Source organism: Rahnella sp. PAMC25617 (assembly GCF_050606005.1).
Taxonomy (GTDB): Bacteria; Pseudomonadota; Gammaproteobacteria; order Enterobacterales; family Enterobacteriaceae; genus Rahnella; species Rahnella variigena.
Genome location: NZ_JBOCUM010000016.1, coordinates 1 through 14637, shown reverse-complemented (window position 1 = coordinate 14637; position 14637 = coordinate 1). Strand labels below are relative to the sequence as shown.

Genomic DNA, 14637 nt, shown 5'->3' with positions numbered 1-14637 from the left:
CATGTTAAAAATTGCTGATACCACATTCACATCGCACCTTTTTACAGGTACGGGAAAATTCGCCAGTCCGGCGCTGATGCAACGAGCTCTCGAAGCATCCGGCTCTCAGCTGGTGACCATGGCGATGAAACGTGTCGATCTGCGTCGCGGCGGAGACGACATTTTGTCTCCCCTGCAACAGCTAGGTGTACGTTTGTTGCCGAATACCTCAGGCGCCAAAACGGCGGAAGAAGCGGTGTTTGCCGCGCAACTGGCAAGAGAAGCGCTGGGAACAAACTGGGTGAAACTCGAAATTCACCCGGATGTAAAATATCTGCTGCCTGATGCCGTTGAAACGTTGAAAGCCGCAGAGATTCTGGTGAAACAAGGCTTCGTGGTTCTGCCGTATTGCAGCGCGGATCCGGTGCTGTGTAAGCGTCTGGAGGAAGCGGGTTGCGCAGCGGTCATGCCGCTGGGTGCGCCGATCGGTTCAAACCAGGGGCTGCAAACCCGCGAGTTTCTGCAAATTATCATCGAACAGGCGCGTATTCCGGTGATAGTGGATGCCGGTATTGGCGCACCGAGCCAGGCCGCAGAAGCACTGGAACTGGGTGCCGATGCCGTACTGGTCAATACCGCGATTGCCGTCGCGGGCGATCCGGTCGCGATGGCAACCGCATTCCGGCTGGCAGTAGAGGCTGGAGTAATCGCCCGACAAAGTGGTTTAGGCGGCAGACAGCGACACGCCAGTGCATCCAGCCCGCTGACCGGTTTTCTCAATACCTCACAGGCGACGTCATGAGCAGCTTTACGGATGTCTGGTCAACGCTGAACTGGGATGACCTTTCCCTGCGTATCAACAGTAAAACAACACGTGACGTCGAACGGGCGCTCAGCCGGAATAAAATCGACCGTGAGGATTTTATGGCGTTAATTTCTCCGGCGGCGCTGCCTTATCTGGAACCCATGGCGCAGCGGGCTCAACAACTTACGCGCCAGCGCTTCGGCAACACGGTGAATTTCTTCGTACCGCTGTATTTATCCAATCTTTGCGCCAACGAATGTACTTATTGCGGCTTTTCTATGAGCAATAAAATCAAACGTAAAACGCTGGATAAGGATGAAATCGGGCGGGAATGCGAAGCGCTGAATGCGCTGGGCTTCAAACATCTGTTGCTGGTCACCGGCGAACACAAAGGGAAAGTTGGCATGGACTATTTTCGCCTTCACTTCGCGGCGATCAGAAACCATTTTGATTCGCTGATGATTGAAGTTCAGCCGCTGCAACAGGAAGAATATGCTGAGCTGAAAACGCTGGGACTGGATGGCGTGCTGGTTTATCAGGAAACCTATCACGCGCCGACGTATGCATTACATCATCTGCGAGGCCAGAAACAGGATTTCTTCTGGCGACTGGAAACACCAGACCGGCTCGGGCGAGCGGGAATTGATAAAATCGGGCTGGGTGCACTGTTCGGACTTTCAGGAAACTGGCGGACTGACAGTTATATGGTGGCCGAGCATTTGCTGTATCTGCAACAAACTTACTGGCAAAGCCGTTATTCGGTGGCGTTTCCGAGATTGCGTCCTTGCGCCGGTGGAATAGAACCGGCGTCATTGCTGGAAGAAAATCAGCTTGTTCAGCTGATATGCGCTTTCAGAATGCTGGCACCGGATGTCGAGCTTTCACTGTCTACACGCGAATCACCTTATTTCCGCGATCACGTCATTCCGCTGGCGATCAACACCGTCAGTGCCGGATCTAAAACACAGCCCGGCGGCTATGCTGACGATCATCCGGAACTTGAGCAATTTGCTCCGCACGATAACCGATCGCCACAACGCGTTGCGCAAGCATTAACGCAAGCCGGGCTTCAGCCGGTGTGGAAAGACTGGGACAGTTTTTTGGGGCGTGTCTCGCAGGAAAATGTCGGCGGATGGCAAACCGGTAAACTCTCAGGAATGCAGATTCCATGAAATGATTTTGCCCCTCGCACCAACAGGCTGGGGGCATTACTGTGCTTTTGCCGCTGCACATTCGCAGATGGCCGGCGCCACTCATCCCGGCGCTGCTTCCAAATAGCCGGAACAGGTTGTCGTCCAGTTCCCTGTTTCGGCTCCTCTTTCTTAGCGTTATCAATTCCCAGATTTCAGGCAAAAAAAAACCGCTCCCGAAGGAGCGGTTTTATGCGTTTCGACAGAAGACGATTAATCGTCGCTGTTACCGAAACCTGCGTTCAGCAATTCAGCCAGGTTAGCCGTTGCTTCATCCGCGCTGACTTGCGGTACAACTGGCACTTCGCCCTGAGCTTTACGGCGTGCACGATCCTGGTGATAAGCGTAACCGGTACCGGCTGGGATCAGACGGCCAACGATAACGTTCTCTTTCAGGCCACGCAGTTCATCACGTTTACCGGCAACAGCCGCTTCGGTAAGAACGCGCGTGGTTTCCTGGAACGACGCAGCAGAGATGAAGGATTCGGTCGCCAAAGAGGCTTTGGTGATACCGAGCAGGTCACGGCTAAATGTTGCCGTGATTTTGCCTTCAGCTTCCAGCTTACGGTTAGCGATTTTAACGCGAGACATTTCTGCCTGCTCGCCTTCCAGGAAGTCAGTGCCACCAGCGCTAACGATGGTGCCTTTACGCAACATCTGACGAACGATAACTTCGATGTGCTTATCGTTAATCTTAACGCCTTGCAGACGGTAAACTTCCTGCACTTCGTTGGTGATGTAGCGGGTAACCGCGTGAACACCACGTAAACGCAAGATGTCATGCGGAGACTCTGGGCCGTCGGATACGACGTCACCACGTTCCACAACTTCGCCTTCGAACACGTTCAGCTGACGCCATTTAGGGATCATTTCTTCGTAAGCATCGCTGCCATCCAACGGAGAAATTACCAGACGACGTTTGCCTTTGGTTTCTTTACCGAAGGAGATGATCCCACTGATTTCAGCAAGGATTGCAGGCTCTTTCGGACGACGTGCTTCGAACAGGTCAGCAACGCGTGGCAGACCACCGGTGATGTCCTTGGTACCGCCGGATTCCTGAGGAATACGCGCCAGGGTGTCACCAGAGTGGATCTGAGTACCATCTTCCAGCTGAACAATCGCTTTACCTGGCAGGAAGTATTGAGCAGGCATATCAGTACCTGGGATCAATACGTCGTCGCCTTTAGCGTCAACGATTTTCAGTGCCGGACGCAGGTCTTTACCGCTACCGGTACGCTCTGCAGAGTCCAGAACCACCAGAGAAGACAAACCGGTCAGGTCGTCGGTCTGGCGTGTGATGGTCTGAGTATCCACCATATCGGCAAAGCGAATGAAACCACTCACTTCACTGATAACTGGCATTGTGTGCGGATCCCAGTTAGCAACGGTTTCGCCGCCGTTAACTGATGCGCCATCGCCTTTGCCCATCACGGAACCGTAAGGCACTTTATAGCTTTCTTTGGTACGACCGAATTCGTCGATCAATTTCAGCTCAGTGTTACGGGAAGTGATGACCAGTTTGCCGTTAGAGTTGCTAACGTGCTTATGGTTGCTCAGTTTAATGGTACCAGTGTTCTTAACCTGGATGCTGGATTCCGCTGCCGCACGAGATGCCGCACCACCGATGTGGAACGTACGCATCGTCAGCTGGGTACCCGGCTCACCGATGGACTGTGCTGCAATAACACCGATCGCTTCACCTTTGTTGATGATGTGACCACGTGCCAGGTCGCGACCGTAGCAGTTTGCACACACACCAAAGTCGGTTTCGCAACTTACGACTGAACGTACTTTCACGCTGTCGACTGAGTTCTCTTCTAACAGATCACACGTCTTCTCGTGAAGCAGGGTGTTACGTGGAACCAGAATATCCGCCGTACCCGGCTTGAGGATATCTTCTGCAGTTACACGACCCAGAACACGTTCGCGCAGTGGTTCTTTAACGTCGCCACCTTCGATGACCGGAGTCATCATGATGCCTTCGTGAGTACCACAGTCGTCTTCGGTCACAACCAGATCCTGCGCGACGTCAACCAGACGACGGGTCAGATAACCGGAGTTAGCCGTTTTAAGTGCGGTATCCGCCAAGCCTTTACGAGCACCGTGAGTAGAGATGAAGTACTGAAGTACGTTCAGACCTTCACGGAAGTTCGCGGTGATTGGCGTTTCAATGATGGAACCATCTGGTTTCGCCATCAGGCCACGCATACCGGCCAGCTGACGAATCTGTGCAGCAGAACCACGCGCACCGGAGTCGGCCATCATAAAGATACTGTTGAAGGAAACCTGCTGTTCAACAACGCCGTCACGGTTGACGACGTCTTCAACAGACAAGTTTTCCATCATTGCCTTAGCAACACGTTCGTTGGCCGCAGCCCAGATGTCGATCACTTTGTTATAGCGTTCGCCAGCAGTTACCAGACCAGACTGGAACTGTTCCTGGATTTCAGCAACTTCGGTTTCTGCTTCTTCGATGATCTCTGCTTTCTTCGCAGGGATTACCATGTCATCGATACCTACTGACGCGCCTGAACGGGCAGCGTAAGCAAAACCGGTGTACATGATCTGGTCAGCAAAAATAACGGTCGGCTTCAGGCCCAAAATGCGGTAACAAGTGTTCAGCATTTTGGAGATAGCTTTTTTGCCCAAAGGCTGGTTCACGATAGAGAACGGCAGACCTTTTGGTACGATCATCCAAAGGATGGCGCGACCAACAGTCGTGTCGATAATCGACGTCTTGTGCGTAACTTCGCCTTCGGTATTTTTGATCTCTTCTGTAATACGCACTTTGACACGCGCATGCAGAGAGGCCAAACCGGCGCGGTAAATACGCTCAGCTTCTTTAGGACCGGTCAGAACCATGCCTTCGCCTTTGGCGTTAACACAGTCACGAGTCATGTAGTACAGACCCAATACAACGTCCTGAGAAGGAACGATGATTGGCTCGCCGTTCGCAGGTGACAGGATGTTGTTGGTAGACATCATCAACGCACGCGCTTCCAGCTGAGCTTCCAGCGTCAACGGTACGTGAACAGCCATCTGGTCACCATCGAAGTCGGCGTTATATGCCGCACAAACCAGCGGGTGCAGCTGAATTGCTTTACCTTCGATCAGAACCGGTTCAAACGCCTGGATACCCAAACGGTGCAGGGTTGGTGCACGGTTCAGCAGTACCGGGTGTTCGCGGATAACTTCGTCCAGGATATCCCAAACGACAGCTTCTTCGCGCTCAACCATTTTTTTAGCGGCTTTGATGGTGGTGGCCAGGCCACGCAGTTCCAGCTTGCCGTAAATGAACGGTTTGAACAGTTCCAGTGCCATTTTCTTCGGCAGACCACACTGGTGCAGACGCAGGTATGGACCTACGGTGATAACGGAACGACCAGAGTAGTCGACACGTTTACCCAGCAAGTTCTGACGGAAACGACCCTGTTTACCTTTAATCATGTCTGCCAGAGATTTCAGCGGACGCTTGTTAGAGCCGGTGATTGCACGACCGCGACGGCCGTTATCCAGCAAAGCATCTACCGCTTCTTGCAGCATACGTTTTTCGTTACGTACGATGATGTCTGGCGCAGCCAGATCCAGCAGGCGTTTCAGACGGTTGTTACGGTTGATAACGCGACGATACAGATCGTTCAGATCCGACGTTGCGAAACGGCCGCCGTCCAACGGAACCAATGGACGCAAGTCTGGTGGCAGTACCGGCAACACGGTCAGGATCATCCACTCTGGTTTGTTACCAGACTGAACGAACGCTTCCAGCAGCTTGATACGCTTGGTCAGCTTCTTACGTTTGGTTTCGGAGTTGGTTTCGTTCAACTCTTCACGCAGTTGCTCGCACTCTGCTTCCAGGTCCATGTTTTTCAACAGAGCCTGAATTGCTTCCGCACCCATCTTCGCGTCGAACTCATCACCAAACTCTTCCAACGCATCCAGATACTGCTCTTCAGTCAGGATCTGGCGTTTTTCGAGGTTAGTCATGCCGCCTTCGATAACCACATAGGATTCGAAGTACAGAACACGTTCGATATCACGCAGTGGCATATCCAGCAGCAAACCGATGCGCGATGGCAGCGATTTCAGGAACCAGATGTGTGCAGTCGGGGAAGCCAGTTCGATGTGGCCCATACGCTCACGGCGTACTTTAGTCTGGGTCACTTCAACGCCGCACTTCTCGCAGATCACGCCGCGATGTTTTAAACGCTTGTACTTACCGCACAGGCATTCGTAGTCTTTTACTGGTCCGAAGATACGGGCACAGAAAAGGCCGTCACGTTCTGGTTTGAACGTACGGTAGTTAATGGTTTCTGGCTTCTTAACTTCACCAAAAGACCAAGAACGGATCATGTCTGGCGATGCCAGAGCAATTTTGATCGCATCAAACTCTTCGGTCTTAGTTTGCGCTTTCAGAAACTTTAGTAAGTCTTTCACGGATTGGCTCCCGTCGGGTTAGACCTGTTAGGCACCTGGTCTGTATTGATTAACAGGCAGGTGCCCCTGTGATCAGTGCGAATTCGAGTACTTACTCGTCTTCCAGCTCGATGTTGATACCCAGAGAACGGATTTCTTTCAACAGTACGTTGAAGGATTCCGGCATGCCTGGTTCCATACGATGATCGCCATCTACGATGTTTTTATACATCTTAGTACGGCCGTTCACGTCATCGGACTTAACAGTCAGCATTTCCTGCAGGGTATAAGCGGCACCGTATGCTTCCAGTGCCCACACTTCCATCTCACCGAAGCGCTGACCACCGAACTGAGCTTTACCACCCAGCGGCTGCTGAGTAACAAGGCTGTAAGAACCGGTAGAACGCGCGTGCATCTTATCGTCAACAAGGTGGTTCAGTTTCAGCATGTACATGTAGCCGACAGTAACCTGACGCTCGAATTGCTCGCCGGTACGGCCGTCAAACAGTGTGATCTGGCCAGAGGTTGGGATTCCGCCCATTTCAAGCAGTTGCTTGATCTCTGACTCTTTCGCACCGTCGAAGACTGGTGTTGCGATCGGCATACCTTTTTTCAGGTTCTCAGCCAGACGCAATACTTCGTCATCGGTGAAGGTGGTCAGATCAACTTTCTGACAAACGTCGTCGCCCAGATCATAGGCACGCTGGATGAACTCGCGCAGCTTAGAAACTTCTTCTTGTTTCTTCAGCATGGCATTGATTTTTTCACCAATACCTTTCGCGGCCATACCCAGGTGGGTTTCCAAAATCTGACCAATGTTCATACGTGATGGAACGCCCAGCGGGTTCAGTACGATATCAACAGGAGTCCCGTTTTCATCGTAAGGCATATCTTCGATCGGGTTGATCTTGGAGATAACACCTTTGTTACCGTGGCGGCCTGCCATCTTGTCACCAGGCTGGATTTGACGTTTAACGGCCAAATACACTTTAACGATTTTCAGCACACCTGGTGCCAGATCATCGCCCTGAGTGATTTTACGACGCTTAGCTTCGAGTTTTTTCTCAAACTCGGATTTCAGTTCGTCGTACTGTTCAGCAAGCTGTTCCAACTGATTCTGTTTGTCTTCGTCAGTCAGTGACAGTTCTAACCAACGATCGCGAGGCAATTTGCCAAGTTTGTCAGCTTCAACACCGCCAGCAACCAGCGCAGACTGGATACGCGCAAACAGACCCGCTTCCAGAATCTGCAGCTCTTCAGTCAGGTCTTTCTTAGCCTGCTTCAGCTGCATCTCTTCGATTTCCAACGCACGCTTGTCTTTTTCCACGCCATCGCGGGTGAAGACTTGCACGTCGATAACCGTACCGGAAACGCCGTTTGGTACACGCAGAGAAGAGTCTTTAACGTCAGACGCTTTCTCACCGAAGATCGCACGCAGCAGTTTCTCTTCTGGCGTCAGCTGGGTTTCACCTTTAGGTGTCACCTTACCAACCAGAATGTCACCACCGGTCACTTCAGCACCGATATAAACGATACCGGACTCATCCAGTTTAGAGAGCGCAGCTTCACCCACGTTAGGGATGTCAGCGGTGATCTCTTCAGGCCCTAACTTGGTGTCACGGGACACACATGCCAGTTCCTGGATATGGATGGTCGTGAAGCGGTCTTCCTGCACAACACGTTCGGAGACTAAGATGGAGTCTTCGAAGTTGTAACCGTTCCAAGGCATGAACGCGACACGCATGTTCTGACCCAGTGCCAGTTCGCCCAGATCTGTTGACGGACCATCTGCCAGCACGTCGCCGCGCTCGATTGGCTCGCCCAGATTCACACACGGCATCTGATTGATGCAGGTGTTCTGGTTAGAACGGGTGTATTTGGTCAGGTTATAAATGTCGATACCTGCTTCGCCCGGGTACATCTCTTCTTCGTTAACACGAATAACGATACGGGATGCATCCACGTACTGAACAATACCGCCACGTTTAGCTACGGCAGTAACACCGGAGTCAACCGCTACAGCACGTTCCATACCAGTACCTACCAGCGGCTTATCAGCGCGCAGGGTCGGAACTGCCTGACGTTGCATGTTCGCACCCATCAATGCACGGTTGGCGTCATCGTGTTCCAGGAATGGAATCAGTGAAGCACCAACGGATACAACCTGTTGGGTGGAAACGTCCATGTAGTCAACCTGATCGCGGCTAAACAGGCTTGATTCGCCTTTGCTACGACAAGTGACCAGGTCTTCAATGAAGCGCCCTTCTTCGTCCAGGTTGGAGTTCGCCTGAGCGATTACGAAGTTACCTTCTTCAATTGCAGACAGATAGTTGATTTCATCAGTCACCAGACCATCACGCACGCGACGGTAAGGGGTTTCCAGGAAACCGTACTCATTGGTCTGTGCATACACAGACAAGGAGTTGATCAGACCGATGTTTGGACCTTCTGGCGTTTCGATTGGACATACGCGACCGTAGTGAGTCGGGTGTACGTCTCGAACTTCAAAGCCAGCACGTTCACGGGTCAAACCGCCCGGGCCCAATGCAGAGATACGACGCTTGTGCGTGATCTCAGACAACGGGTTGTTCTGGTCCATAAATTGTGACAGCTGGCTTGAGCCGAAGAATTCTTTCACCGCAGCCGAAATCGGCTTAGCGTTGATCATATCCTGAGGCATCAGTGTGTCGAGGTCGCCCAGAGACAAACGCTCCTTAACAGCACGCTCAACACGAACCAGACCTACACGGAACTGGTTTTCAGCCATTTCGCCGACGGAACGAATACGACGGTTGCCCAAGTGGTCGATATCATCCACTTCGCCCTGGCCGTTACGAATGCCGATCAGCTTTTTCATTACCTGAATGATGTCGTCTTTGCTCAGGATACCTGAACCTTCGATTTCATCACGCAGCAGAGAACGGTTGAACTTCATACGACCAACAGCAGACAGGTCGTAGCGATCTTCAGAGAAGAACAGGTTCTCAAACAGGCTTTCGGCCGCTTCACGCGTTGGTGGCTCACCAGGACGCATCATTCGGTAGATTTCAACCAGTGCGCTCAGGCGATCGCTGGTTGGGTCGACGCGAATGGTCTCGGACATGTACGCGCCATGATCGAGGTCGTTGGTGAACAGCGTTTCAATGGTTTTGTGACCGGACTGGCTCAGTTTAGCCAGCAGATCCAGAGACAATTCCATGTTAGCCGGGACGATCAGCTCACCGGTATTGGTGTCGATGTAGTCTTTAGAGACCACTTTCCCTGCGATGTACTCAACAGGAACTTCGATGCGCTGAATTTCGTCTTTTTCAAGCTGACGAATATGGCGGGCAGTGATGCGGCGGCCTTTTTCTACATAGACTTTGCCGTCAGCTTCGATATCAAAGGAAGCTGTTTCACCGCGCAGGCGCTCAGGTACCAGTTCCATCTGCAACTTGTTGTCGCGGATCTGGTAAGTCACCTTGTCAAAGAACAGGTCAAGGATCTGTTCAGTCGTGTAATTTAATGCACGCAGAATGATGGTCGCAGGCAATTTACGGCGACGGTCAATACGCACAAACAGGTTATCTTTCGGGTCAAACTCGAAATCTAACCATGAACCGCGGTAAGGGATGATACGTGCGTTATAAAGCACTTTACCCGATGAGTGGGTTTTACCCTTATCGCTGTCGAAGAATACGCCCGGACTACGGTGCAGCTGAGATACGATAACCCTCTCAGTACCGTTAATCACGAAGGTACCATTTTCGGTCATGAGCGGAATTTCGCCCATATAGACTTCTTGTTCCTTGATGTCTTTGACCGTACCTTCTGGTGCTTCACGTTCATAGATTACCAGGCGCAGTTTCACGCGCAGTGGCGCGGAGAACGTCACACCACGGATCTGGCATTCTTTAACGTCGAATACAGGCTCACCAAGACGGTAGCTAACGTATTGCAGCTCAGAGTTACCGCTGTAGCTCTTGATAGGGAATACAGAACGGAATGCAGCTTCCAGACCGTACTGGCCTTCCGGATCTTGCTCGATAAACTTCTGGAACGAGTCAAGCTGGATAGAAAGGAGATATGGAATGTCCAAAACTTGTGGACGTTTACCAAAATCCTTACGAATGCGTTTTTTCTCGGTATAGGAGTAAACCATAGGGTTCCTCAGCTCGCTGATCAGTGACCCAATCTTGTCTGCCCTGAGAAGGACAGTTCATGCAACACCGTTTATGTCGATCGGAAAGCAGAAACGCTTCCCGCAATATCTGTTTTCTACCACTCTTAAATCATTTCGTTGTGCGTTATCTGTAGATGAGCTACAGCAAGGGGCATCAATATATTAAGGCGTCTATAGAAAGAGATATTAGAGTAGTTCAGTGCTCAAACAGTGTGAAACACCACTGACACTCTATAGCGCAAAAAGGCTGGTGACTAAAAAGTCACCAGCCATCAGTCTGTTAGGACAGACTGCACTCCGGGAAGTTAAACTTACTTAACTTCAACAGAAGCACCAGCTTCTTCCAGAGATTTTTTCAGAGCTTCAGCGTCGTCTTTGCTGATGCCTTCTTTCAGAGCTGCTGGAGCAGACTCAACCAGGTCTTTAGCTTCTTTCAGACCCAGGCCAGTTGCGGTACGAACAGCTTTGATAACTGCAACTTTGTTCGCGCCAACAGCAGCCAGAACAACGTCGAACTCAGTTTTTTCTTCAACAGCTTCAGCAGCAGCAGCAGGACCTGCAACAGCAGCAGCAGCTGAAACGCCGAATTTTTCTTCCATAGCGGAGATCAGTTCAACGATTTCCATTACAGACAGAGCTGCAACGCCTTCAATGATTTGTTCTTTAGTGATTGACATTTCAAGTGTTCCTAGAATTCAGAAATAGTGTATACGTAAGCAAATGAACGAGATAGAAAAGGCTGATTAAGCAGCTTCTTTCTGATCGCGTACAGCAGCCAGAGTGCGAACCAGTTTGCCTGCAGAGGCTTCTTTCATGGTTGCCATCAGGCGTGCGATTGCTTCTTCGTAAGTAGGCAGAGTTGCCAAGCGGTCGATTTGAGCCGCAGGAATAAACTCACCTTCAAAGGCCGCAGCTTTAACCTCAAATTTTGCATTCGCTTTAGCGAAATCTTTGAACAGACGGGCAGCAGCGCCTGGGTGTTCAGCAGAGAATGCAATCAAGGTTGGACCGACAAACGTGTCTTTCAGGCACTCAAACTGAGTACCTTCTACGACGCGACGCATCAAGGTGTTGCGAACAACACGCATGTAAACGCCAGCTTCACGACCTGCTTTACGCAGTTCAGTCATTTTATCTACAGTGACGCCACGAGAATCCGCAACAACCGCAGACAGCGCGCCTTTGGCTACTTCGATGACTTCAGCAACAATCGCTTGTTTGTCTTGAAGATTTAATGCCATTAGCTTTTTGCTCCTGGATTTGGCCGGGGAAAATCCCCGGAACTCACATCACTTGTTATCGAGAATCGATATCAAGCGTTCAAACACGGTGAGCAGAGAATCCAGCAAAGACAAATCTTAATTCTTTATAAAAAAGACAAAGAAATATTTTCTTCAGGCTCTGTCACCGTCTACGCAGGAAGGATTAAGTCCCTTTCGAGACACCTGCGGTCTTGGACGGAGGTCTGGATAGGCCAGACTCCAACCGAAAAATCTTGGTTTCGCATTAACGAAACAACGGGCCATAGATTCTAGACAAATCTACCGCCCGCGTAAAGCGATAAACGTCAGCAGTTAATTAGTTAACTGTTGCGCTCAGGCCGCTTTGATCAACAGCAAGACCAGCGCCCATGGTAGTGGACAGGCTTACTTTCTTGATGAAAACGCCTTTAGCCTGAGAAGGCTTCGCTTTTTTCAGAGCGACCAACAGAGCTTCCAGGTTTTCTTTCAGCTTGTCGGATTCGAAATCAACCTTACCGATAGTGGTATGGATGATGCCGTTTTTGTCGTTACGGTAACGAACCTGACCAGCTTTAGCATTCTTAACCGCTTCAGCAACGTTAGGGGTTACAGTACCAACTTTCGGGTTAGGCATCAGACCACGTGGGCCCAGAACCTGACCTAATTGGCCAACAACGCGCATTGCATCTGGAGATGCGATAACAACGTCGAAGTTCATTTCGCCTTTCTTGATCATGTCAGCCAGATCTTCCATACCTACCAGCTCAGCGCCTGCAGCTTTAGCAGCTTCAGCGTTTGCACCTTGGGTGAAGACGGCAACGCGAACAGAACGACCGGTGCCGTGTGGCAGTACGGTTGCGCCGCGAACGTTTTGATCAGATTTACGAGCGTCGATGCCGAGGTTAACAGCAACGTCAACGCTTTCTACGAATTTAGCAGTGGCCAGCTCTTTGAGCAGAGCAACGGCTTCGGTGATGTCATACTGTTTAGTAGCATCAACTTTGTCACGGATCACGCGCATGCGCTTGGTCAGCTTAGCCATTTATTAATCCTCCACTACCAGGCCCATGGAACGAGCAGTACCTTCGATGGAGCGAGTCATCGCTTCAACGTCAGAACCAGTCATGTCCGCAGCTTTGGTTTCTGCGATTTCACGAACCTGAGCACTCGTTACTTTACCCACTTTGTCTTTGTTCGGCTTGCCGGAACCAGACTTGATACCAGCCGCTTTCTTCAGCAGTACTGCTGCAGGAGGGGTTTTGGTAACAAAGGTGAAAGAACGGTCAGAATAAACAGTAATAACAACAGGAATTGGCAGGCCTTTTTCCATGCTATCAGTCTTAGCATTGAACGCCTTACAGAATTCCATGATGTTCACGCCTTGCTGACCCAGAGCTGGACCAACTGGCGGACTTGGGTTTGCCATACCGGCTGCAACTTGCAGCTTAACGTAGGCTTGTACTTTCTTGGCCATGGTAAATATCCTCGTTTGGGTGATATCGCCTGTTTGAAGAGGCTCCCCGTTATTTGCAGAACTTGGTTCTTTACGTTTCACGTGCAGAGGCTGCACATAAAAACAAAAGGCGCGAAATTATAGTTCAATTTCGCGCCTTGTACAACATCTGTTCTAACGAATATTTAGAAAGCTGCTGTTAGCCTTTTTCAACCTGACCGAAGTCCAGTTCAACCGGTGTTGCACGGCCAAAGATGGATACAGACACTTTCAGGCGGCTTTTTTCGTAATCAACTTCTTCAACCACACCATTGAAGTCCGCAAACGGACCGTCGTTAACACGTACCAGTTCACCTGGTTCAAACAATGTTTTAGGACGTGGCTTATCACCCACTTGTTGCAGGCGATTCATGATCGCATCAACTTCTTTATCGCTGATTGGTGCAGGACGATCTGACGTTCCGCCAATGAAGCCCATCACACGAGGAACGCTGCGAACTAAGTGCCAGCTGGCGTCATTCATTACCATCTGTACCAGCACATAACCCGGGAAGAATTTACGTTCACTTTTACGGCGCTGGCCACCACGGATCTCAACCACTTCTTCAGTTGGAACCATGACTTCACCAAACAGTTCTTCCATGTCATGTAATTTGATGTGCTCACGCAGCGATTGCGCTACGCGGCCTTCAAAGCCAGAAAACGCCTGAACGACGTACCAACGTTTTTTAGGTGCTTCAGACATTTAGAACCTCAAGCCAGTAATGAAAGATACCAGGCGGACTAAAATACCATCCAGCCCCCACAGAATCAGAGACATAACGGCAGTCACCGCAGCAACGATCAGTGTGGTATGCAATGTTTCCTGGCGCGTTGGCCAAATGACTTTACGTACTTCAGTACGCGCTTCACGAGCAAACGCGACTGTCGCTTTGCCTTTAGTGGTCAGTAATGCCACTGCGCCTGCAATTGCGATAATAACAACTACGGCTAACGCGCGTAACGGCAGGCTGTATGCACGGTAATAATAGTTACCGACAATAGCTACAACCAACAAAACGGCAACAACCAGCCACTTTACCGCTTCCAGGCCGCGCCCGCTCCCTTGAGCCTCGGTATTCGCACTCATAAACCAACCCGTCACAATGATTCAGAACAAACAACTTTGCCTCGCATTGCGAGGCAAACCAAACCGATCGATGCTCTACTTGAGCGCAATTCGGTGTTTTACGCTATATCTCAGAGCCTATCTCACCAGTGATTATGACGTAAAAATCGCTGATGAGATAGGTTCTAGCGCCACAGCGTAGAAAAAAGGGCATCGAATGATGCCCTTTTAGTGTGTATTGCGTCAACGAATAGTGACAAAAAACTATCAGCGATTAAGCGATAAC

Annotated in this window: 10 protein-coding genes; 2 read left to right on the top strand and 8 right to left on the bottom strand. The window is 50.6% G+C overall.

Annotated elements, in window-relative coordinates; genetic code table 11:
• The first annotated feature begins 1 nt into the window (after position 1).
• Positions 2 to 781 (top strand): thiazole synthase, encoded by a 780-nt coding sequence (locus ACM615_RS19160; protein WP_113878336.1) that lies wholly within the window; start codon positions 2 to 4, stop codon positions 779 to 781.
• On the top strand, positions 778 to 1956 hold the full coding sequence (gene thiH, locus ACM615_RS19155) for a 2-iminoacetate synthase ThiH (RefSeq protein WP_431012354.1): 1179 nt from the start codon (positions 778 to 780) through the stop codon (positions 1954 to 1956). The genes ACM615_RS19160 and thiH overlap by 4 nt, the downstream gene beginning before the upstream one ends.
• 231 nt (positions 1957 to 2187) lie before the next feature.
• Here the strand turns inward: thiH and rpoC are convergent, their stop codons facing one another.
• The 8 genes from rpoC to secE form a co-directional block, all read right to left on the bottom strand.
• Positions 2188 to 6408 (bottom strand): DNA-directed RNA polymerase subunit beta', encoded by a 4221-nt coding sequence (rpoC, locus tag ACM615_RS19150; protein WP_095924286.1) that lies wholly within the window; start codon positions 6406 to 6408, stop codon positions 2188 to 2190.
• Between the two features lie 91 nt (positions 6409 to 6499).
• Entirely contained in the window at positions 6500 to 10528 is a 4029-nt protein-coding gene (rpoB, locus tag ACM615_RS19145; protein ID WP_095924285.1) for a DNA-directed RNA polymerase subunit beta, read from the bottom strand.
• A gap of 332 nt (positions 10529 to 10860) precedes the next feature.
• Positions 10861 to 11226, bottom strand: a complete 366-nt coding sequence (rplL, locus tag ACM615_RS19140; protein WP_013577410.1) for a 50S ribosomal protein L7/L12 — start codon at positions 11224 to 11226, stop codon at positions 10861 to 10863.
• 66 nt (positions 11227 to 11292) lie between these two features.
• The gene (gene rplJ / locus ACM615_RS19135) at positions 11293 to 11790 is read right to left on the bottom strand and encodes a 50S ribosomal protein L10 (protein WP_112288545.1); all 498 of its coding nucleotides are present in this window, start codon (positions 11788 to 11790) and stop codon (positions 11293 to 11295) included.
• 337 nt (positions 11791 to 12127) lie between these two features.
• Complete coding sequence (gene rplA / locus ACM615_RS19130) at positions 12128 to 12832, bottom strand: 50S ribosomal protein L1 (RefSeq protein WP_112288544.1); 705 nt, start codon at positions 12830 to 12832, stop codon at positions 12128 to 12130.
• A gap of 3 nt (positions 12833 to 12835) precedes the next feature.
• Positions 12836 to 13264: a 50S ribosomal protein L11 gene (gene rplK, locus ACM615_RS19125; protein WP_013577413.1), complete on the bottom strand. Its 429-nt coding sequence runs from the start codon at positions 13262 to 13264 to the stop codon at positions 12836 to 12838.
• A gap of 178 nt (positions 13265 to 13442) precedes the next feature.
• Positions 13443 to 13988: a transcription termination/antitermination protein NusG gene (nusG, locus tag ACM615_RS19120; RefSeq protein ID WP_009639145.1), complete on the bottom strand. Its 546-nt coding sequence runs from the start codon at positions 13986 to 13988 to the stop codon at positions 13443 to 13445.
• A complete protein-coding gene (secE, locus tag ACM615_RS19115; RefSeq protein ID WP_034794996.1) occupies positions 13989 to 14372 on the bottom strand; it encodes a preprotein translocase subunit SecE in 384 nt (127 codons plus the stop codon).
• Between the last annotated feature and the right edge of the window lie 265 nt (positions 14373 to 14637).

Coding starts and splice junctions, on each gene's coding strand:
- ACM615_RS19160 (WP_113878336.1), top strand. CDS start 2: ATGTTAAAAATTGCTGATACCACATTCACATCGCACCTTTTTACAGGT.
- thiH (WP_431012354.1), top strand. CDS start 778: ATGAGCAGCTTTACGGATGTCTGGTCAACGCTGAACTGGGATGACCTT.
- rpoB (WP_095924285.1), bottom strand. CDS start 10,528: ATGGTTTACTCCTATACCGAGAAAAAACGCATTCGTAAGGATTTTGGT.
- rplL (WP_013577410.1), bottom strand. CDS start 11,226: ATGTCAATCACTAAAGAACAAATCATTGAAGGCGTTGCAGCTCTGTCT.
- rplJ (WP_112288545.1), bottom strand. CDS start 11,790: ATGGCATTAAATCTTCAAGACAAACAAGCGATTGTTGCTGAAGTCATC.
- rplA (WP_112288544.1), bottom strand. CDS start 12,832: ATGGCTAAGCTGACCAAGCGCATGCGCGTGATCCGTGACAAAGTTGAT.
- rplK (WP_013577413.1), bottom strand. CDS start 13,264: ATGGCCAAGAAAGTACAAGCCTACGTTAAGCTGCAAGTTGCAGCCGGT.
- nusG (WP_009639145.1), bottom strand. CDS start 13,988: ATGTCTGAAGCACCTAAAAAACGTTGGTACGTCGTTCAGGCGTTTTCT.
- secE (WP_034794996.1), bottom strand. CDS start 14,372: ATGAGTGCGAATACCGAGGCTCAAGGGAGCGGGCGCGGCCTGGAAGCG.